Genomic DNA, 18,793 nt, shown 5'->3' with positions numbered 1-18,793 from the left:
TGCCACCCTTGCACTGTTTGCGACGGCGCTTGCCGTTTTGCGCCATGGCGAAAAAGAGGCATCTGCTACGACTGGCCAACCTGCGTTGCGCCGAGCCCAGTGCAGCTTTCGGGTGGCTCCGACCAGCCGCATTTGCGACCAAGCATCCGATTGCCGGCAATGCCGGCGCGAAAAAGGATGCAGAAAATGTTCGCACTCACCAACAAGGTCGCCATCGTCACCGGCGCCAGTTCCGGCATCGGCCGCGCCACCGCAAAGCTCTTTGCCGAGGAAGGCGCCAAGGTCGTCGTCGCGGCCCGCCGGCAGGCAGAGCTTGATGCCTTGGTCGCCGAGATCGAGGATGCCGGAGGAACGGCCGTGGCGCTTGCCGGCGACGTCAGGGACGAGGCCTATGCAAAAACGCTTGTCGATCTAGCGGTCGAAAGCTTCGGGGGTCTCGACATCGCCTTCAACAATGTCGGCGCTGTCGGCCAGATGGGGTCGATTTCCGAACTGTCGCTGGAGGGGTGGCGCGAGACGCTCGATACCAATCTCACCAGCGCGTTTCTCGGCGCGAAATACCAGGTGCCGGCGATGGTCGAGCGCAGCGGCGGCTCGCTGATCTTCACCTCGACCTTTGTCGGCCATACCGTCGGCATGCCAGGCATGACCAGCTATGCGGCAAGCAAGGCCGGCCTGATCGGCTTGACGCAGGTGCTTGCCGCCGAATACGGCCCGAAGGCCATTCGGGTTAACGCGCTCCTGCCGGGCGGCACCGATACGCCCGCGGCGACATTCAATACACCGGAAGCGCGGGCCTTCGTCGAAAACCTGCATGCGTTGAAGCGCGTCGCCGAGCCCGAGGAGATCGCCCGCTCGGCGCTCTATCTCGCCTCCGACGCGTCGAGCTTCACCACCGGAACCGCGCTGTTTGCCGACGGCGGCGTCTCGATCAACCGGACGTGAAGAGTTTTCCCGGCGAATAGGCATGTTCGTTGCCGCAACGCAGCCCTCCGGTCTTGCTTTTTCGGCGCGATTTGGCGATTCCGTTTCCCTGTCGAAAACGGGCAGGGAAACATGCTGCTGATCAGAACCTATGTCGCCCAGAGCGCAATCGAAGGCGTCGGCGTGTTCGCCGCCGAGCCGATCCGCAAGGGCGCCTCGATCTGGCGCCTCGATCCGGATTTCGACCGGCTGATCCCGACGGAAAAATACGAGGCGGCACCGCCCCACCTCAAGGAATTGCTCGACCGTTACGGATATCCGAGCCCCGATCGTCCGGGCTTCATGGTCTATGAAGTCGACAACGGCCGCTTCATGAACCATGCGCAAAGGCCGAACACGGATTTCTCGCGCTATGGCGGCGCGACCGCGACCTGCGATATCGCGGCTGGCGAAGAGATAACCTGCAACTACGGCGAGTTCTTCGAAGGTTTCGAGCAGCTTCATCTGGCCACTGCCTAGAGCATGATCCCGAAAAGTGGGAACCGGTTTTCGGAAAAGATCATGCTCAAACAAAAGGTCAAAACCCAATCTGGCGGCGACCGATCGCGGTTTGGCCGCACAGCCTCATTTCGGCTGTGGACAGCGCGGCCTGATTCTGCTATCAGCCGCCACAATTCGTGGTGTAACTCGCCGCGGAGGCTCGTGGCTATGGCCGCTTGCCTGTTGATATCAAACCCGAAAGACAGGATTGCCCGTGCAGGTACTCGTCCGCGACAACAATGTTGATCAGGCGCTTCGCGCGCTGAAGAAAAAGATGCAGCGCGAAGGCATTTTCCGCGAAATGAAGATGCGCGGACATTACGAGAAGCCTTCCGAGAAGCGCGCCCGTGAAAAGGCCGAGGCCGTGCGTCGCGCCCGCAAGCTGGCCCGCAAGCGCGCCCAGCGCGAAGGCCTGCTGCCGATGACGCCGCGCCCGGTTGCGGCCGGTGCCGCCGGTGCAGCGCGTCCGCCGCGCTGATACCGCCAATTTTTCGTCCTTTTCGAAGGATACCCAAGGTGGCGCGATGCGGAATCGCCGCCACCTTTTTATTTAGAGCGACGTGCGTCCGCTTGGACACACATGGTACGCTCCAGCACTTGCGATAATTTCGACCCGGTTCGGAGAGGGAACGGACCTGACGGCGCGGCGGGCAGTGAGGACAGAGCAGACATGAACGCAATTTCCGTGGAGCGCAGAACCGCATTGCGCGGCTTCGCCCTGACGGCAGCCCTGCTTTCCGGCTTGGCGCTTGCCGGCTGCCAGACGGCCCCGACCGGCGAATTCACCAACATCGACAAGGCGCAAGGCTCGACCGAGAACATCTCCTCGCTGTCGGCCGTGATCCAGCGCAACCCCCAGGATCCGGAAGCCTACAATGTGCGCGGCTCGGCCTATGGCCGTGGCGGCCAGTACCAGGCGGCGCTGAAGGATTTCGACACCGCCATCCAGCTCAATCCGAATTTCTACCAGGCCTATTCGAACCGTGCCTTGATCCAGCGCTTCCTCGGCAACCAGGAGGCCGCGCTCGCCGACTACAACCGTTCGATCCAGATCAATTCGAACTACGACGCCGCCTATATCGGCCGCGGCAACCTCTATCGCAAGGCGGGCCGCACCACCGAGGCCTTCAACGATTTCCAGAAGGCGATCCAGCTCGATACGACAGATGCGCGCGCCTATCACAATCGCGGCCTGATCTATCAGAGCCAGGGCCAGCACAAATTCGCCATCGAGGATTTCTCGACCGCCATCTCGCTGGCGCCGGACGCCGCCGAGCCCTACAACGGCCGCGGCCTCTCCTATCTCGCCATGAACGACGAGGACAACGCCTTCTCCGACTTCAACATGGCCATCAAGCTCGACGGCAAGAACGCCGAGGCCTGGGCCAACCAGGCGCTGATCTACGAACGGCGCGGCGACAAGGTGAGAGCCGCGAAGTCCTACCGCGAGGCGATCCATCTCGATCCGACCTACCAGCCGGCCAAGGACGGTCTGTCGCGCACCTCAAGCGCCACCGCTAGCTAACGGCAATAGTCATTGTTCAGTCCGACCTTGAGCCCGTACGGGCTCAAGGCAGCGTTTCGCCACGCGTCGCCCTTGCCCCGATAACGGCACATTAACTCTCGCCATGTTCGCGCCAAGTTTTCGGCGGAACGCTCCGTGTACCTCGATCGTTAATCGGGGCTAGTTTGCGAAATTTGCGAAAGGGACCTTCCCGATGATCAAGATACTTGTTTGTGCCTCAGCGCTGGCCATCACGCTCCTCGCCTCTCCCGTCAGCGCCGGCGCGCTCCGGCTCGGCACGCTCGATTGCACCATCGATGGCGGCGTCGGCTATGTCATCACGTCAAACAAGGGCGTGTCCTGCACATTTCGTCCCTATCATCACGGGCCGTCCGAGCAGTACACCGGGATGATCTCGAAGCTCGGCGTCGATATCGGCCAGACGCATCAGGGCCAGTTGGCATGGGCAGTTCTGGCAGCCACCCGCAGCCATGATGAAGGCGACCTCGCCGGCAGCTATTACGGCGTCAATGCCGAGGCCAGCATCGTGACCGGCGGCGGCGCCAATCTGCTGGTCGGCGGGCTGGACGGCGCCTTCATGCTGGAGCCGCTCAGCGTCCAGGCGCAGACCGGCGTCAATCTGGCAGTTGCCGTGGCCTCGCTCCAGCTGATCCACTCGTTCAAATAAGCGCATTTGATCCCTCTACGCGCGGCGCGGAACAGGCTACTGTCTCCGCGCCGCATGCTTTTTGGGGGAACGCCTTGCACAAAACCATCATCGCCGTTGCCGCGATCGCGACAGCGCTTACAGGACAGGCTCACGCCCGGGACCAAGGCATCGAACTCGGCACACTGGAATGCGCCATCGGCGGCGGCACCGGCTTCATCTTCGGCTCGAGCAAGGATCTGAGCTGCACCTTCACCCCGGCCGACAAGACCTTCGCGCCGGAAGCCTATTTCGGCGCCGTCAACAAATACGGGCTCGACATCGGCACCACCAAGCAGAGCGTGATGCAGTGGCTGGTGCTGACGCCGCTGAAGAACATCTATGCGCCCGGCGCGCTGGCCGGCGATTACATCGGCGCCAGCGCCGAACTGACCGCGGCAGTCGGCGCCGGCGCCAATCTCCTGGTCGGTGGCTCCTCGCAGGCCTTCACGCTGCAGCCGCTCAGCCTGCAGACGCAGACCGGCATCAACATCGCCATCGGCGTCAGCCAGTTCCAGCTGCGCAGTACCGCGAACTGACCGTCCGCAGCTTGGCTGCGCAAGCGTCTCAAAAAACCGCTTGAGCTCAACCGCGGTTGAGGTTCTAAAAGCGCTTCCCGACGGACGGCGCATCGTTTTCGACGCACGCTCCGACCCTTTCAACGGCTGGCAAGTCGGGAGAATGATGTGAGCATGAAAACCAGCAACAGGGTCGACTGGCGCGCACTGTGGGCGAGCGGCGATCTGGCGCGCTTCTGCTTCATCAACCTCGGCATTCTGCTCTACGCCACCAACGAGACGATGGTGGCGACGGTGATGCCGGCCATGGTCGGCGAACTGGACGGCGTGCAACTGGTCGGCTGGTCGCTGGCGATCTACGAGCTTGGCGCCATCGTCGCCGGCGCCGCCGCCGGACGGCTGGTCAGCTATGTTCCGCTGCGCACCAACATGGTGGTCGCCGCCTTGCTCTATGCGGCTGGCGCCCTAGTAAGCGCCATCGCCCCGTCCATGCCCCAGTTTCTCGCCGGCAGACTGATCGAAGGGTTGGGCGGCGGCGCGCTGGTGTCGCTGGCCTTCGTCTCGGTCGAACGGTTGTTTCCGCGCAACATCTGGCCGCAGCTTTTCGGCATCATGTCGGCGATCTGGGGTATCGCCGCTTTCAGCGGGCCGATGATCGGGGCGATCATGACCGAGCTTATGTCCTGGCGCTGGGCCGTCGGCATCTTCACCCTGGGCGGCATCGCCGTCGCGCTTGCGAGCCTCATCGTGCTCAACACGCCGGAGGCTACCCGGCCGCGGGCAACCGGCGGCACGGCGCCGCCCTTCCCCTATGTCGCGCTCGGCTGTCTCGCCGTGAGCGTCGTGCTGATCGCCATGGCTGGCGTCGACATTGCCCTGCTGCGCTCGTCGCTGCTGCTTGGCTTCGGCCTGATCGGCCTCGTGCTGTTCTTCCGCGTCGACGCACTGAAACAGCAATCGCGGCTGTTCCCGGCCAGGCTGTTCTCATGGCGCTCGCCGGTCGGCAGCGGCATGACCATGGTCGCCGCCTTTTCGGCGGCGACCATCTCCTTTGGCGTCTACGGACCGCTGCTGCTGACCAGCCTGCACGACATACCGATCCTGACCACGGGCTATATCATCGCCGCCGAGTCGATCTCGTGGTCGATCCTGTCGATCCTGGTCGCCAACGCACCGCAGGAACGCGAGCGGCCGATCATCGTCATCGGCGCGCTGATGATCGCCTGCGGCATTGCCGGCTTCGCCTATACGATCCCGGCGGGTTCCATTCCGTTGATCCTGCTGTGCGCCCTGCTGCAAGGCGGCGGCTTCGGTGTCGCCTGGCCTTTCCTGACCCGCGTCATCGTCGCCTCGGCCGGCGACAGCGAGCAGACCATCGCTTCCGCCGCCGTGCCGACCATGCAGCGCATAGGCTATGCGGTGGGCGCAGCCGTGGCCGGCATCATCGCCAATGCCAGCGGCTTTTCGGAAGGGTTGAACCGGGAGGCCGCGGCCAGCGTCGCCAGCTGGCTGTTCCTCGCCTTCGTGCCGCTCGGCATCGTCGGATGCCTGGCGGCCTTGAGGATCACGCTCCCCGAGACGCGACTGGAGAAGGCAGCCGGCTGATCGAGGCTTCAGACCACAATGGTTTTGAGGCGTTCGGCGATCAGGGCGGCGAGCCGCGCCGCCACCTCGTCCTTGCCCATCTCCGGCCATTCCTCGACGCCGGTCCTGGAGACGATCCGCACCTTGTTGCGGTCGCCGCCCATAACGCCCGAGGGACCGATGCCGCTTTCATGCGAGACGTCATTGGCGACGATGAAATCGGCGCCCTTCTTCCGAAGCTTGGCCTCGGCATTGTTGACGAGGTCCTGCGTTTCGGCGGCGAAGCCGACGACCAGCCCCGGCCGCTGCTTGTGATGGCCGACGCCGGCAAGGATGTCAGGATTTTCGATCATCTGCAGCGCCGGCGGCCCCTCACCCGCCACCTTCTTGATCTTTTCCCCTGCGGCATTGGCGGTGCGCCAGTCGGCGACCGCGGCGACGAACACAGCGGCGTCGGCCGGCAGCAGCTGTTCGACCGCCTCCTTCATCTCGGCCGCGGTCTCGACATGCAGCGTCGTGACGCCGGCCGGATCGGCAATGTTGACCGGCCCGGAGACGAGGCGCACATCGGCGCCGAGCCTTGCCAGGGCAGCGGCAATCGCATGGCCCTGCTTGCCCGACGAGCAGTTGGCGATGTAGCGCACCGGGTCGATCGGCTCATGCGTCGGCCCGGAGGTGACGATGATCCTGCGGCCGGTAAGCGGCTTCGGCCTGGTGTCGAGCAGCGCCTCGATGGCAGCAACGATCTCCAGCGGCTCGGCCATGCGGCCCTCGCCGGCCTCATTGCTCTCGGCCATCTCGCCCTTCGCCGGTCCGATGAAGGCAATGCCGTCCTTACCAAGCGTCGCGCGATTGCGGCGCGTCGCCGAATGCGACCACATTTTTGGGTTCATCGCCGGCGCCATCAACACAGGCTTGTCGGTGGCGAGAAGAACGGTCGAGCCGAGATCATTTGCATGGCCATTGGCGAGCTTCGCCATCAGGTCGGCGGTGGCCGGCGCCACGACCAGCAGATCAGCCTCGCGCGACAGCCTGATATGGCCGACGTCGTGCTCGTCATTGCGGCCGAACAAATCGGTGAAGACATGGTCGGCCGAAAGCGCGCCGACCGAAAGCGTCGTGATGAATTCCTGCGCTGCTGATGTCATCACCACGCGCACCGCGGCCCCTCGCTCGCGCAGCCGGCGGATCAGATCGAGCGCCTTGTAGGCGGCGATGCCGCCGCCGATGATGAGCAGGATGCGCTTGCCGAAGAGGCTGCCACGCGGCAGGACCTTGCTCGCCGCAGCAGCGATCGGCGCCGCCGGGCTGCGTGCACTCGCCAGTTCGCGCAGCGTCTGTTCGATCTGGTCGATGCGGCCGGCCGGGCCGAGTTGGCCCTCGACCGCGGCGCGGATCATAACCCGTGCCTGCTCCTCCATCGAGCGGTCGTTCTCCGCCGCCAGTTTCCGCAGCAGGTCCTTGACCGCGTCATCGAGGTTGCGAATGGTGATGCTGGCCATGTGATTGCACTTTGCTCGAAATTTCTGGAAGCAATGATAGCAATGCAATCATGCCAGAACAAGCGGCTAAAGGTGTGTTGATATTCAGGTCAGGCCGGGCCGGAGTCGAAGACGGGCGCGAAGCGACCAAACTAGGTAGTTTCCAAGAACCGGAGCGGAGCGTACTTAAAGTACGTGAGCACCGGAAGCGCAGGAAACCGCCATTTGCAGGCCGGCATCACCTGAATATCACACACCTTAGAAAATCCGCCACGCAATATAGAGCAGCGTCAGCGCGATCACCCACAGTGCCAGCCGGCCGGAGCGGGTGTAGCGCGCTTCGGCCTTGCCGATGGCGCGCGCCGTCGTTTCGTCGAAGCGCAAGCCGTGCTCGGCCATCAGGTCGATCTCGCGCGACAGCCGCTCGGTGCGGACGGCAAGGTCCGGCGCCTGGCGGGCCAGCGCCAGCATCGCCCTGGCGCCGTCGCGTGCATCGACCAGCAGGCCGCGCGGACCGAGATTGCCGGCGATCCAGTCACCAACCACCGGCTCGGCCGTCTTCCACATGTTGAAGGCCGGGTCGAGCGTGCGGGCGACGCCTTCGACCACCACCATGGTCTTCTGCAGCAGGATGAGTTCCGGCCGCGTCGCCATGTCGAACAGTTCGGTCACCTCGAACAGCAGCGTCAGCAGCTTGGCCATCGAGATGGTCTCGGCCGGCTGGCCATGGATCGGCTCGCCGATGGCGCGGATCGCTTGTGCGAAGGCCGAGACATTGTGCTGGCGCGGCACATAGCCGGCCTCGAAATGCACTTCGGCGACGCGCAAATAGTCACGAGTGATGAAGCCGTAGAGGATTTCGGCAAGGAAGCGGCGCTCCTTCTTGCCGAGCCGGCCGGCAATGCCGAGATCGACGGCAACGATGGTGCCGTCCCCCTCGACGAACAGGTTTCCCGGATGCATGTCGGCATGGAAAAAGCCGTCGCGCAACGTTTGGCGCAGGAACGACTGGATCAGGTTGGCGGCGATCGCCTTGAGATCGTGGCCTGCCTCGGCGAGGCCGGCAATGTCGTTCATCTTGACGCCGTCGACCCATTCCATGGTCAGGACATCGCGGCCGGTGCGCTCCCAGTCGACCGACGGCACTCGGAAGCCCGGATCGTCCTTGGTGTTCTCGCCGAGTTCCGAAAGCGCTGCCGCCTCGAGCCTGAGATCCATCTCGATCTTGGTTGTCTGCGCCAGCGTCTCGGTCACCTCGACCGGCCGCAGCCGGCGCGACGACGGGATGTACTTTTCCTGCAGGCGCGCGGCTAGGAAATAGCTTTCGAGGTCGTGGAAGAAACGGCGGCGCACGCCTGGCCGGATCACCTTCACCGCCACCCAGGACGAAACGCCCTCATGGATGGTCTCGGCGCTGTGCACCTGGGCGATCGACGCGGCGGCGACGGCACCGTCGAAGCTGGCGTAGAGTTCGCCGATCTTGCGTCCCAGCGAGGCCTCGATGGCGGCGATCGCCTCGGCCTGCGGGAACGTATGCATCTTGTCCTGCAGCAGAGCCAGATCGAGCGCCATATCGTTGCCGACGACATCGGGCCGCGTCGCCAGGAACTGACCGAGCTTGACGTAGGACGGCCCCAGCCGCACCACCGCCTTGGCCAGCCGGTCGCCGCGCTTGTAGGCAAGCGCGCGGCGTCGGGTGAACAGCCGCGCCATGCGCCAGCCGAATTTCGGCAGGCCGGAAAGCTCCTCGCCCGGCAAGGCGGCGATGACGCCTTCACGGACCAGCACCCAGCCGGCCCGTGCGAGCCGAAAGGCGGCGCCGACTGTACTCATCGCTGCACTCGCCTCAAAGCTTCCAGCCCGAATGAAGCGCGGCGATGCCGCCCGAATAGTTGCGGAACGTGACGCGACCGAAGCCCGCGCGGGTGATCATGGAAGCAAAATTCACCTGGTTGGGGAATTTGCGGATCGACTCCACCAGATAGGAATAGGGTTCGCCGTCGCCGGTGACCGCCTGGCCGATCTTCGGGATGGCGTTGAACGACCAGGTCTCATAGACCTTGTCGAGCAGCGGCATCTCGACCTCGGAAAATTCCAGGCAAAGCAAGCGTCCGCCATGCTTCAGCACGCGATAGGCCTCAGTCAGCGCCACATCGATGCGCGGCACGTTGCGGATGCCGAAAGCGATGGTGTAGGCGTCGAAGGTGGCGTCGGGGAAAGGCAGTTCCTCGGCATTGGCCTCGACGAAATCGGTGTTGTCGGACAGGCCCTTTTTCTCGGCGCGATCGCGGCCGACGGCGAGCATCGAGCCGTTGATGTCGAGCACCGTCGCGTGCGCGTTGCCGTGGCTCGCCTCGACGATGCGGAAAGCGATGTCGCCGGTACCGCCGGCAACATCAAGCACTGTCCAGCCAGGCCGTTTCGGCGGATTGAGCCATGTCACCATGGCGTCCTTCCACAGCCGGTGCAGCCCGGCCGACATCAGGTCGTTCATCAGGTCGTAGCGGTTCGCCACCTTGTGGAAAACGTCGTTGACCAGCGACTGCTTGTCGTCTGCCCCTACCCGCTTGAAACCATAGGAGGTTTCCATGCCGCCCGCGGCCGTGGTTCTCTCAACTGACATTATTTTGATCCGTCATAAAACCGGCGGGACCATAGCCGATCGATGGTGCGGGCGCTATTGTTTAAGGCGCGGTGTTCGGCCGCGCTTCCAGGTGGTGGGCTTATGCGACCTGGACCGACGTGACGGGATGATTGAATGCCATTGAAAGCGGAACTGCACTGCCACATAGAAGGGGCAGCGGCGCCCGAACTCGTCATCAGCCAGGCGCGCAAATACGGCAAGGACACGTCGCCCTACATCCAGGACGGCTCCTTCGTCTGGCACGATTTTACGTCCTTCCTGGCGGCTTACGATTTCTCGTCCGACCTGTTCCGTACCGAAGAGGACTATGCGCGCCTCGCCGACCACTACCTGACCAGCCTCGCCCGCGACGGCGCCATCTATTCCGAGGTCTTCACCTCGCCCGACCATGCCAAGAAGGCAGGCCTGTCGCCCAAGGCCTACACCGAAGCGCTCGGCGAAGGCATGGTCCGCGCCAAGGCCAAGACCGGCATAGAGAGCCGCATGATCGTCACCGGCGTGCGCCATGTCGGCGTCGAATCGATCGAGCAGGCGGCGCGCTTCGCCGCCCGTTGCGGGCACCCGCTGGTGACCGGCTTCGGCGTTGCCGGCGACGAGCGCCTGGGAGACTTCGAGGACTATGTCCGCGCCTTCGAGATCGCGCGCGAGGCAGGGCTCGGCATCACCATCCATGCCGGCGAACTGATGGGCTGGGAAAGCGTCAAGGCAGCGCTCGACCACATCCGCCCGTCCCGCATCGGCCACGGTGTGCGCGCCATCGAGAATCCCGACCTCGTCCGCCGCATCGCCGACGAGGGCGTGGTGCTCGAATGCTGCCCCGGCTCGAACATCGCGCTCAAGGTGTTCGACAGTTTTGCCGACCATCCTTTTCCGGCGCTCAAGGCGGCGGGCTGCAAGGTGACGCTCAACTCCGACGACCCGCCCTATTTCTGGACCTCGCTGAAGCGCGAATACGATATCGCCGCCGAGCATTTCGCGATGAACGACAAGGCGCTCACGGCTGTCACCAGGACGGCGATCGAGGCGGCTTTCGTCGACCGGAAAACAAAGACAGCCCTCCTCGCCCGCCTCAACAGCGCCGTGCGCTGATCTCTTCACCGGCAAATTTCCAGCAAAAGCTGTGGCCCGACGACGGCAAGCGGTTCCTTGGCCGGCACATTGTCGCTAGGGTTCGGCCAAGCAGCCGGAATTCCAGGAGAGCACCATGCAGGGCGTCACCGTCGTCGACCATCCGCTTGTCCAGCACAAGCTGACCATCATGCGCAAGAAGGAGACCTCGACAGCCGGCTTCCGGCGGTTACTGCGCGAGATCTCACTGCTTCTCGGCTATGAGGTGACCCGCAATCTCGAATTGACGACGACCGAGATCGAGACACCGATCGAGACGATGGAAGCACCGACGCTCGAGGGCAAGAAGCTGGTCTTCGCCTCGGTCCTGCGCGCCGGCAACGGCCTGCTCGAAGGCCTGCTCGATCTGGTGCCGGCGGCGCGCGTCGCCCATATTGGGCTTTACCGCGACCATGAAACGCTTGAGGCGGTGGAATATTTCTTCAAGGCGCCGAGCGATCTCGCCGACCGGCTGGTGATCGTCGTCGACCCGATGCTGGCGACCGCCAATTCGGCGATTGCGGCGATCGACAAGCTGAAGGGCCGCGGCGCCACCAACATCCGCTTCCTGTGCCTCTTGGCGGCCCCCGAAGGCATCGAGCGCTTCATCAAGGCGCATCCGGATGTCCCGGTCTTCACCGCCTCCATCGATCGCCAGCTCAACGACAAGGGCTATATCATGCCCGGCCTCGGCGATGCCGGCGACCGCATGTACGGGACGAAGTGACGGCGACTTAGGCCTTCCGCCGACAGCTGCCGGGTCGTTTACCAATCGTTTACGCAAAGGCGCGGTTCCCGCGCGCGTTAAAGCTGAAAACACCATGTCGGTGTAGAAATGGGGCCTTCACGAAGGTCCATCCATGCTGCGCAAGCTTCTCTTCCTTGGCGTCTTTGCCGGAACCTCGGCATCGATCCCGATCGTCTATCAGTCGAACCCTGGGATGCTGGACGGACTGCTGAGATCGGCGGTGGCCTCCAAGCCGGCAGTCGAGACGCAGCCGGACCTCAGCCTCGCCTCGGTGCCGGACAAGCCTGCCGCTCCCGTGCCGCTCGGCCGCAAGGTGGTGGTCAACGCCGACGCGCGCGGCCACTTCACCTCGGCCTTCAAGCTCAACGGCCGTCAGGTCGACGGCCTGATCGACACCGGCGCCACATTGGTCGCCATCAACACCTCGACGGCGCGCCGCATCGGCATCTCGCTCAATCCGTCGGATTTCATCCATCAGGTCAACACCGCCAACGGCGCCATCAAGGCGGCGGTGGTCACCCTTGACCGCCTGCAGATCGGCAGGATCTCGGTCGACAACGTCCAGGCGGTCGTGCTCGACGACAAGGCACTGCGCACCAACCTGATCGGCATGAGCTTTCTGCAGAAGCTGCAGAAATACGAGGTCGAGAACGGCGCGTTGCTGCTTGTCCAGTAGGACAACGACACCCTATCTGCGCGGCAGGATCCGCCGCATGACGGTCTTTTCAGCCGCCGGCTTCGAAGCGCCGATCGTATAGGCCGCAAGCACCGCCGCGGCAGCCGCTTGCGCATCCGCCATTGTCCGGGCATGGACCAGCGCCAGTGCCTCGCCAGAAGGCACCTCAGCTCCGACCGGCAACAGCCTGGTGATGCCGACCGCATGGTCGATCCTGTCGTCGGGCCGGGTGCGCCCGCCACCGAGGCCGACGACGGCAAGCCCGATGTCACGCGTCGCGATGCCGGTGACGAAACCGCTTTCTGGCGCCTTCACGGCCAGTTCCACCGGTGCCTTGGGCAAGTATTTTTCCGGCTTGTCGACGAAATCGACGGGACCGCCGAGCGCGGCTACCATGCGCTGGAAGGCGGCGGCCGCGCGCCCGCCGGCAAGCGTTTCGGCGGCGCGCCTGATACCGTCCTGGTTGGACGCAGCCAGCCCGGCCGACTGCAGCATCTCGGCGGCCAACGCCAGCGTCACATCCTCAAGCCGTTTGTCGCGGAAGCGCCCGGTGAGGAAATCGACGGCGTTGCGCACCTCGACCGCGTTGCCGGCGGCGGACGCCAGCGGCTCGTTCATGCCGGTGACCAAGGCCGAGGCCCTGAGCCCGGCGCCATTGGCGACCTCGACCAGGCTGTTGGCCAGCGCGGTCGCGTCGCGCGATTTCTCCATGAAGGCGCCATTGCCAACCTTGACGTCGAGCACCAGCGAGCCCAGTCCGGCGGCGAGCTTCTTCGACAGGATCGAGGCGGTGATCAGCGGCGCCGATTCCACCGTCCCCGTCACGTCGCGGATCGCATAGAAGCGGCGGTCGGCGGGCGCCAGGTCGGCGGTCTGGCCGATGATGGCGCAGCCGGTTTCGAGCACAGTCTTGCGCAAGAGTGCTACGTCCGGCTGGCTGACGTAGCCGGGGATAGCATCCATCTTGTCGAGCGTACCGCCGGTGTGGCCAAGGCCGCGACCGGAGATCATCGGCACATAGGCGCCGCAGGCGGCGACGATCGGCGCCAGCATCAGCGAGACATTGTCGCCGACGCCGCCCGTCGAATGCTTGTCGGTGACCGGGCCGGGCAGGTCCGACCAGTCGAGCACGTCGCCGGAATCGCGCATGGCAATCGTCAGCGCAACCGCCTCCTCGCGGCTCATGCCGTTGAAGAACACCGCCATGGCGAAGGCGCCGACTTGACCCTCGGTGACGCTGCCGGCGGTCAGCCCGTCGACAAAGCTGGCGATCTCGGGCGCGGACAGTCTGTGGCCGTCGCGCTTGCGGCGAATGATTTCCTGGGGAAGCATGAGGCCTAGACCTTACTCTCCGGCAGCCCGTCCTGGAACACGCGCTTGAGGATCGTCGCCAGCCGCGCGCCGCCGAGCGGCGCCATGTCCTTGGTTTCCTGGTGCGAAAGCTCAGCCCCGGTCATCCCGGCGGCGAGGTTGGTGATGACCGAGCAGGCGGCGACGCGCAAGCCGAAGAAGCGGGCGAGAATGACCTCCGGCACGGTCGACATGCCGACGGCATTGGCGCCAATGATGCGCGCCATGCGGATTTCGGCCGGCGTTTCGAAGCAGGGTCCGGAAAACCACATATAGACGCCCTTGTGCAAGTCTGTACCGGTCGCCTTGGCCGCCTTCTCGATCGCCTTGCGCAGACCCGCATCATAGGCCTCGGTGAGGTCGACGAAGCGGCGGTCGCTGGGTTCGCCGATCAGCGGGTTGGAGCCGGAGAAATTGATATGGTCGGTGAGCAGCATCACCGAGCCCGGTCCCATCTCCGGATCGACCGAGCCGGCGGCGTTGGTGAGGATCAGTTGCGTGATGCCGATGCCGGCCAATACCTCCAGCGCCGGCCGCATCGCAGCCGCGTTGCCGTGCTCGTAATAATGGGCGCGGCCGGACAGCATCAGCACCGGCGTGCCGGCAAAATGCCCGGCCACCACCTCGCCGGCATGGCCGCTGACGCCGCTTCTCGGGAAGCCCGGCAACTCGGCATAGGAAATGCGCCGGGCGTCCTCGACCTGGTCGACAAGTCCGCCGAGGCCGGAACCCAGCACCAACGCGATCGCCGGTGCCAGCCCGTCCAGCCTTTCGACGAGATGATCCAGAGCTTTTTCGATCATTTCAGCCAACTCTTCATTTCAGCCAAGTCTTCATTTCAAAATGTCGCCCTTGAAGCCGTAGGGCAGCATCTCGCCCATCGTCACGGTCTCGACCACGCCGCCATTGTCGCAAAGATAGAGTTTTGTCTCCGGCCGGCAGAATTCCGCCAGCCTCTGCCGGCAGCCGCCGCAGGGCGAGCATTTCGCCATCCGCTCGGCGATGACCGCGATTTCAGTGATCTTGCCGCCGCCGCCCATGATGTAATGGCCGAGCGCCGTGGTCTCGGCACACCAGCCCTCGGGATAGGACGCCACCTCGATGTTGGCGCCGGCAAAGACGCGGCCGTCCTCGGTACGCAGCGCCGCTCCAACCGGAAACTTCGAATAGGGCGCATAGGCCTTGGCCATCGCCGCTTTGGCCGCCTCGAACAGGTCATGCGACATTCAGTTGTTCTCTCCCACGATCTTGTTCAATAGCCGGTATTCGTTGGCAGATGCCGATTTCCGCTTCGGGATCGCTCAGCGTTCCTTGACATAGGGCACGCCGCCGGCACGCGGTGGGATCGCCTTGCCGATGAAGCCGGCAAGCAGGATCACGGTCAGCACATAGGGCAGCGCCTGCATGAACTGCACCGGCACCTTGCCGATGACAGGCAGCGGCGTGCCTTGCAGCCGGATCGACAGCGCGTCGAGGAAGCCGAACAGGAGGCAGGCGAACATGGCATTGACCGGCTTCCATTTGGCGAAGATCAGCGCCGCCAGCGCGATGTAGCCCTTGCCGGCGGTCATGTCCTTCACGAAGCCGCCATTCTGCACCATCGACAGATAGGCGCCGGCAACGCCGGTCAGGATGCCGGTGCAGATCAGTGCCCGGTAGCGCAGCCAGGCGACCGAGATGCCGGCCGTATCGACGGCCGCCGGGTTCTCGCCGACGGCGCGCAGCCGCAGCCCAAAGCGGGTGCGAAACAGCACCCACCAGGTGAACGGCACCATCAGGAAGGCGATGTAGACCAGGATGGAGTGGCCGGAAATCAGCTCCGAATAGATCGGCCCGATGATCGGCACGCCCCGCACCGCATCGACGCCGGGCCAGGTGATCGCCTCGAAGCGCTCGCCCGGCGCCAGCGCCGGCGTGCGCCCGCCCTGCTGGAACCAGTGCTGGCCGAGCATGATGGTCGAACCGGCGGCGATGAAATTGATCGCCACGCCGGAAACGATCTGGTTGCCGCGATGAGTGATCGAGGCGAAGCCGTGGATCAGCGCGAAAGCGACCGAAATCAGGATCGCCGTGCCGAGACCGAGCAAGGCCGAGTGCAGGACCGAGGCGGCCGCGGCACCGGCGAAGGCACCGACCAGCATCTTGCCTTCCAGTCCGATGTCGAAGACGCCCGCGCGCTCCGAATAAAGGCCGGCGAGGCAGGCCAGCAGCAACGGCACCGACAGGCGGATGGTCGAGTCGAGTATCTGCACGATGGCGATGAAGATATCCATCTCAGGCGCCCTTCCCCTTGACCGCTTCGATGCCGACCGCTTTCGGGCTGATCGAAGCGAACAGCGCCTGAATGTATGGCCGGAACATGTGTTCGAGCGCGCCGGCGAACAGGATGACCAGGCCCTGGATGATGACGATCATGTCGCGGGAAATCGCCGGCATCTCGAAGGCGAGCTCGGCACCGCCCTGATAAAGCATTCCGAACAGGATCGCCGCCAGCACGATGCCGACCGGGTGCAGGCGTCCCATCAGCGCCACCGCGATGCCGACGAAACCGGCGCCGGAGACGAAATCGAGCGCGACATTGTGCTGGTCGCCCATCGTCGGGTTGAGCGCCATCATGCCGGCCAGTGCGCCCGAGATCATCATGGCGACGATGACGATGCGGGTTTCCGAAATGCCGGCATAGCGTGCCGCCTTCGGGCTGTGGCCGTAGGTGCGCATTTCGTAGCCGAGCTTGGTGCGCCAGATCAGTAGCCAGACCAGATAGGCCATCGCCAGCGCCAGCAGGAAGCTGATGTTGAGCGGCGCCGAGCGTATCTTGGCGCCGAACAGTTCGATGACCCAGTTGAGCTTCGGCAGTTGCGCGCCGTCGAGGAAGGTGCGCGTCTGCGGCGCCATCGAACTGGCCGGCTTCAGGAAGCCGACCAGTGCATAGACCATGACGCTGGCGGCGATGAAGTTGAACATGATGGTGGTGATGACGATGTGCGAGCCGCGCTTGGCCTGCAGATAGGCCGGGATCAACGCCCACAGCGCTCCCATCGCCGCGGATGCAATGATCGCCAGCGGGAAGGTCAGCCACCACGGCAGCACGCTGTCGAAGGCCAGGCAGACGACACCAATGCCGAGCCCTGCAATGTAGCCTTGGCCCTCGCCACCGATGTTGAACAGGCCGCAATGCGCCGCAACCGCCACCGAAAGCCCGCTGAAGATGAAGGTGGTGGCATAGAAAAGCGTAAACGCAATGCCCGTGCCCCTGCCGAAGGCGCCTTCGACAAGGATGACCGCAGCGCGGAACGGATTTTCTCCGACCAGAAGCACCACGAACCCGGCGACGACGAAGGCGACGAACAGATTGATCACCGGGATCAGGCCGTAGTCGGCCCAGGCCGGCAGCTTGGCGTAAGGCGTGCTCATTCCGCGGCCTCCCGCTGCTCGACACCGGCCATCAGCAGGCCGAGTTCGCCTTCCGTCGCCTCGGGGCCGCGCTCGCCGACGATGCGGCCGGCGAACATCACCAGGATGCGGTCGGAGAGCGAGCGGATCTCGTCGAGTTCGACCGAAACAACCAGCACCGCCTTGCCCTGGTCGCGCATGGCGATCAGGCGCTTGTGGATGAATTCTATGGCGCCGACATCGACGCCGCGCGTCGGCTGGCCGACGATCAGCACGCCCGGATCCTGTTCCATCTCCCGCGCCAGCACGATCTTCTGCTGGTTGCCGCCGGAGAAGTTGGCGGTCTTCAGCCGGCAGTCCGCCGGACGGATGTCATATTTGGTGATCTTGTCCTTGGCATCGTTGCGGATGGCGTCGATGTCGAGCAACGGCCCCTTCAGATAGCGCTCGTCGTCGTGATAGCCGAGGATCGAGTTCTCATTCTCCTCGAAGGCCAGCACCAGGCCGACATGATGGCGGTCCTCCGGCACATGGGCTAGGCCACGATCGCGCAATTCGCCCGGATCTGCCTTGCCGGTAAGGTCGATCGGCTTGCCGTCGAGCATGACCGAGCCGGACGCGGCGTGCCTTATGCCGGATATCGCCTCGAGAAGTTCGGACTGGCCGTTGCCGGCGACACCGGCGATGCCGACGATCTCGCCGGCGCGCAGGTCGAAGGAAACGTCGTCGACCATGATGACGCCGCGAGAATCCTTCACCGTCAGGTTCTTGACCGCGAGCTTGACGCCGCCGGCTTCGGCTTCGCCCTTCTCGACCCTGAGCAGCACGCGCCGCCCGACCATCAGTTCGGCCAGTTCCTCGACCGTCGTCTTCTTGGTTTCCCTGGTTGCCACCATTGTACCCTGGCGCATCACCGACACCGTATCGGTGATGGCCATGATCTCGCGCAATTTGTGGGTGATCAGCACCACCGTTTTTCCCTGTTCCTTCAATTGCTTGAGGATGCGGAACAGGTGGTCGGCCTCGGCCGGCGTCAAAACGCCCGTCGGCTCGTCGAGGATCAGGATCTCGGCGCCGCGATAGAGCGCCTTGAGGATCTCGACGCGCTGCTGCAGGCCGACCGGCAGTTCCTCGATGATCGCATCGGGATCGACTTCCAACCCGTATTCGCGCTCGAGCCGCTCCAGCTCGGACCGCGCCTTGGCGATGCTCTTCTTCAAAAGCGCATCGCTTTCGGCGCCGAGAATGACATTTTCCAGCACCGAGAAATTGTCGACCAGCATGAAGTGCTGGTGCACCATGCCGATACCCAGCGCGATCGCGTCATTGGGTGTCTTGATCGATGCCGGCTGGCCGCCGACGCGGATCTCGCCGCTGTCGGCCTGGTAGAAGCCGTAGAGGATCGACATCAGCGTCGATTTGCCGGCGCCATTCTCGCCGACAATGCCGTGGATGGTGCCGCGAACGATTTCCAGATTGATGTCGCGATTGGCGCGCAAGGCGCCAAAACTCTTGTTGATGCCGATCAGCTCGATTGCGGCTTGCGCCATGTCCCACTCTTATTTTTATCGCCTGGTCAAAACGCCTAGCATGACACCCCGCCCGTGCCAATTGGCCG

At 64.2% G+C, this 18,793-nt stretch carries 19 protein-coding genes; 10 read left to right on the top strand and 9 right to left on the bottom strand.

Features of this window, described 5'->3' with window-relative positions; all coding sequences use genetic code 11:
* Positions 1 to 186 precede the first annotated feature (186 nt).
* The 7 genes from AC1RUK_RS01505 (at position 187) to AC1RUK_RS01475 (ending at position 5,797) form a co-directional block, all read left to right on the top strand.
* Complete coding sequence (locus AC1RUK_RS01505) at positions 187 to 945, top strand: SDR family oxidoreductase (RefSeq protein ID WP_481837054.1); 759 nt, start codon at positions 187 to 189, stop codon at positions 943 to 945.
* A 111-nt stretch (positions 946 to 1,056) separates the two neighbouring features.
* Complete coding sequence (locus AC1RUK_RS01500; RefSeq protein WP_481837055.1) at positions 1,057 to 1,443, top strand: SET domain-containing protein; 387 nt, start codon at positions 1,057 to 1,059, stop codon at positions 1,441 to 1,443.
* 235 nt (positions 1,444 to 1,678) lie between these two features.
* Positions 1,679 to 1,942, top strand: a complete 264-nt coding sequence (gene rpsU, locus AC1RUK_RS01495) for a 30S ribosomal protein S21 (RefSeq protein WP_008874389.1) — start codon at positions 1,679 to 1,681, stop codon at positions 1,940 to 1,942.
* A gap of 192 nt (positions 1,943 to 2,134) precedes the next feature.
* Positions 2,135 to 2,989 carry a tetratricopeptide repeat protein gene (locus AC1RUK_RS01490; protein ID WP_436173428.1) on the top strand — a complete coding sequence of 285 codons (855 nt, stop codon included), beginning with the start codon at positions 2,135 to 2,137 and terminating at the stop codon, positions 2,987 to 2,989.
* A 193-nt stretch (positions 2,990 to 3,182) separates the two neighbouring features.
* Entirely contained in the window at positions 3,183 to 3,656 is a 474-nt protein-coding gene (locus AC1RUK_RS01485) for a DUF992 domain-containing protein (RefSeq protein ID WP_436173429.1), read from the top strand.
* Positions 3,657 to 3,730: 74 nt separating this feature from the next.
* A complete protein-coding gene (locus AC1RUK_RS01480) occupies positions 3,731 to 4,213 on the top strand; it encodes a DUF992 domain-containing protein (protein WP_481837056.1) in 483 nt (160 codons plus the stop codon).
* A gap of 147 nt (positions 4,214 to 4,360) precedes the next feature.
* Positions 4,361 to 5,797: an MFS transporter gene (locus AC1RUK_RS01475; RefSeq protein ID WP_481837057.1), complete on the top strand. Its 1,437-nt coding sequence runs from the start codon at positions 4,361 to 4,363 to the stop codon at positions 5,795 to 5,797.
* 8 nt (positions 5,798 to 5,805) lie between these two features.
* Here the strand turns inward: AC1RUK_RS01475 and coaBC are convergent, their stop codons facing one another.
* The 3 genes from coaBC to ubiE form a co-directional block, all read right to left on the bottom strand.
* Complete coding sequence (coaBC, locus tag AC1RUK_RS01470; RefSeq protein WP_481837058.1) at positions 5,806 to 7,278, bottom strand: bifunctional phosphopantothenoylcysteine decarboxylase/phosphopantothenate--cysteine ligase CoaBC; 1,473 nt, start codon at positions 7,276 to 7,278, stop codon at positions 5,806 to 5,808.
* Positions 7,279 to 7,515: 237 nt separating this feature from the next.
* Positions 7,516 to 9,090: a 2-polyprenylphenol 6-hydroxylase gene (ubiB, locus tag AC1RUK_RS01465; RefSeq protein ID WP_481837059.1), complete on the bottom strand. Its 1,575-nt coding sequence runs from the start codon at positions 9,088 to 9,090 to the stop codon at positions 7,516 to 7,518.
* A 13-nt stretch (positions 9,091 to 9,103) separates the two neighbouring features.
* The gene (ubiE, locus tag AC1RUK_RS01460; protein WP_481837060.1) at positions 9,104 to 9,880 is read right to left on the bottom strand and encodes a bifunctional demethylmenaquinone methyltransferase/2-methoxy-6-polyprenyl-1,4-benzoquinol methylase UbiE; all 777 of its coding nucleotides are present in this window, start codon (positions 9,878 to 9,880) and stop codon (positions 9,104 to 9,106) included.
* Between the two features lie 135 nt (positions 9,881 to 10,015).
* Between ubiE and AC1RUK_RS01455 the strand changes: the two genes are divergently transcribed.
* The 3 genes from AC1RUK_RS01455 to AC1RUK_RS01445 all read left to right on the top strand — a co-directional run bounded on the left by AC1RUK_RS01455 (position 10,016) and on the right by AC1RUK_RS01445 (position 12,432).
* Complete coding sequence (locus tag AC1RUK_RS01455) at positions 10,016 to 10,990, top strand: adenosine deaminase (RefSeq protein WP_481837061.1); 975 nt, start codon at positions 10,016 to 10,018, stop codon at positions 10,988 to 10,990.
* Positions 10,991 to 11,105: 115 nt separating this feature from the next.
* On the top strand, positions 11,106 to 11,735 hold the full coding sequence (upp, locus tag AC1RUK_RS01450) for a uracil phosphoribosyltransferase (RefSeq protein ID WP_006203161.1): 630 nt from the start codon (positions 11,106 to 11,108) through the stop codon (positions 11,733 to 11,735).
* A gap of 133 nt (positions 11,736 to 11,868) precedes the next feature.
* A complete protein-coding gene (locus tag AC1RUK_RS01445; protein ID WP_481837062.1) occupies positions 11,869 to 12,432 on the top strand; it encodes a TIGR02281 family clan AA aspartic protease in 564 nt (187 codons plus the stop codon).
* Positions 12,433 to 12,444: 12 nt separating this feature from the next.
* Here AC1RUK_RS01445 and deoA read toward each other — a convergent pair whose 3' ends face one another.
* The 6 genes from deoA to AC1RUK_RS01415 form a co-directional block, all read right to left on the bottom strand.
* Positions 12,445 to 13,764, bottom strand: a complete 1,320-nt coding sequence (gene deoA, locus AC1RUK_RS01440; RefSeq protein WP_481837063.1) for a thymidine phosphorylase — start codon at positions 13,762 to 13,764, stop codon at positions 12,445 to 12,447.
* Positions 13,765 to 13,769: 5 nt separating this feature from the next.
* Complete coding sequence (locus AC1RUK_RS01435) at positions 13,770 to 14,585, bottom strand: purine-nucleoside phosphorylase (RefSeq protein WP_481837064.1); 816 nt, start codon at positions 14,583 to 14,585, stop codon at positions 13,770 to 13,772.
* Between the two features lie 30 nt (positions 14,586 to 14,615).
* Entirely contained in the window at positions 14,616 to 15,008 is a 393-nt protein-coding gene (gene cdd / locus AC1RUK_RS01430; RefSeq protein WP_006203166.1) for a cytidine deaminase, read from the bottom strand.
* 75 nt (positions 15,009 to 15,083) lie between these two features.
* Entirely contained in the window at positions 15,084 to 16,055 is a 972-nt protein-coding gene (locus tag AC1RUK_RS01425) for an ABC transporter permease (RefSeq protein ID WP_481837065.1), read from the bottom strand.
* A 1-nt stretch (position 16,056) separates the two neighbouring features.
* The gene (locus tag AC1RUK_RS01420) at positions 16,057 to 17,196 is read right to left on the bottom strand and encodes an ABC transporter permease (RefSeq protein WP_481837066.1); all 1,140 of its coding nucleotides are present in this window, start codon (positions 17,194 to 17,196) and stop codon (positions 16,057 to 16,059) included.
* Positions 17,193 to 18,725, bottom strand: a complete 1,533-nt coding sequence (locus AC1RUK_RS01415; protein WP_481837067.1) for an ABC transporter ATP-binding protein — start codon at positions 18,723 to 18,725, stop codon at positions 17,193 to 17,195. Before AC1RUK_RS01415 ends, AC1RUK_RS01420 begins: the two co-directional genes overlap by 4 nt.
* Positions 18,726 to 18,793: the final 68 nt, after the last annotated feature.

This window comes from Mesorhizobium monacense (assembly GCF_056781675.1).
Note: the sequence above shows the minus strand (reverse complement) of the source record. Positions and strands in the feature narration are given on the sequence as shown.

What these genes read in the sequence shown, in the direction of transcription:
- ubiB (WP_481837059.1), bottom strand. Translation starts at nt 9,090, where the DNA reads ATGAGTACAGTCGGCGCCGCCTTTCGGCTCGCACGGGCCGGCTGGGTG.
- AC1RUK_RS01415 (WP_481837067.1), bottom strand. Translation starts at nt 18,725, where the DNA reads ATGGCGCAAGCCGCAATCGAGCTGATCGGCATCAACAAGAGTTTTGGC.
- AC1RUK_RS01500 (WP_481837055.1), top strand. Translation starts at nt 1,057, where the DNA reads ATGCTGCTGATCAGAACCTATGTCGCCCAGAGCGCAATCGAAGGCGTC.
- cdd (WP_006203166.1), bottom strand. Translation starts at nt 15,008, where the DNA reads ATGTCGCATGACCTGTTCGAGGCGGCCAAAGCGGCGATGGCCAAGGCC.
- AC1RUK_RS01425 (WP_481837065.1), bottom strand. Translation starts at nt 16,055, where the DNA reads ATGGATATCTTCATCGCCATCGTGCAGATACTCGACTCGACCATCCGC.
- AC1RUK_RS01455 (WP_481837061.1), top strand. Translation starts at nt 10,016, where the DNA reads ATGCCATTGAAAGCGGAACTGCACTGCCACATAGAAGGGGCAGCGGCG.
- AC1RUK_RS01490 (WP_436173428.1), top strand. Translation starts at nt 2,135, where the DNA reads ATGAACGCAATTTCCGTGGAGCGCAGAACCGCATTGCGCGGCTTCGCC.
- AC1RUK_RS01505 (WP_481837054.1), top strand. Translation starts at nt 187, where the DNA reads ATGTTCGCACTCACCAACAAGGTCGCCATCGTCACCGGCGCCAGTTCC.
- AC1RUK_RS01485 (WP_436173429.1), top strand. Translation starts at nt 3,183, where the DNA reads ATGATCAAGATACTTGTTTGTGCCTCAGCGCTGGCCATCACGCTCCTC.
- coaBC (WP_481837058.1), bottom strand. Translation starts at nt 7,278, where the DNA reads ATGGCCAGCATCACCATTCGCAACCTCGATGACGCGGTCAAGGACCTG.
- AC1RUK_RS01420 (WP_481837066.1), bottom strand. Translation starts at nt 17,196, where the DNA reads ATGAGCACGCCTTACGCCAAGCTGCCGGCCTGGGCCGACTACGGCCTG.
- deoA (WP_481837063.1), bottom strand. Translation starts at nt 13,764, where the DNA reads ATGCTTCCCCAGGAAATCATTCGCCGCAAGCGCGACGGCCACAGACTG.
- AC1RUK_RS01435 (WP_481837064.1), bottom strand. Translation starts at nt 14,585, where the DNA reads ATGATCGAAAAAGCTCTGGATCATCTCGTCGAAAGGCTGGACGGGCTG.
- AC1RUK_RS01445 (WP_481837062.1), top strand. Translation starts at nt 11,869, where the DNA reads ATGCTGCGCAAGCTTCTCTTCCTTGGCGTCTTTGCCGGAACCTCGGCA.
- ubiE (WP_481837060.1), bottom strand. Translation starts at nt 9,880, where the DNA reads ATGTCAGTTGAGAGAACCACGGCCGCGGGCGGCATGGAAACCTCCTAT.
- upp (WP_006203161.1), top strand. Translation starts at nt 11,106, where the DNA reads ATGCAGGGCGTCACCGTCGTCGACCATCCGCTTGTCCAGCACAAGCTG.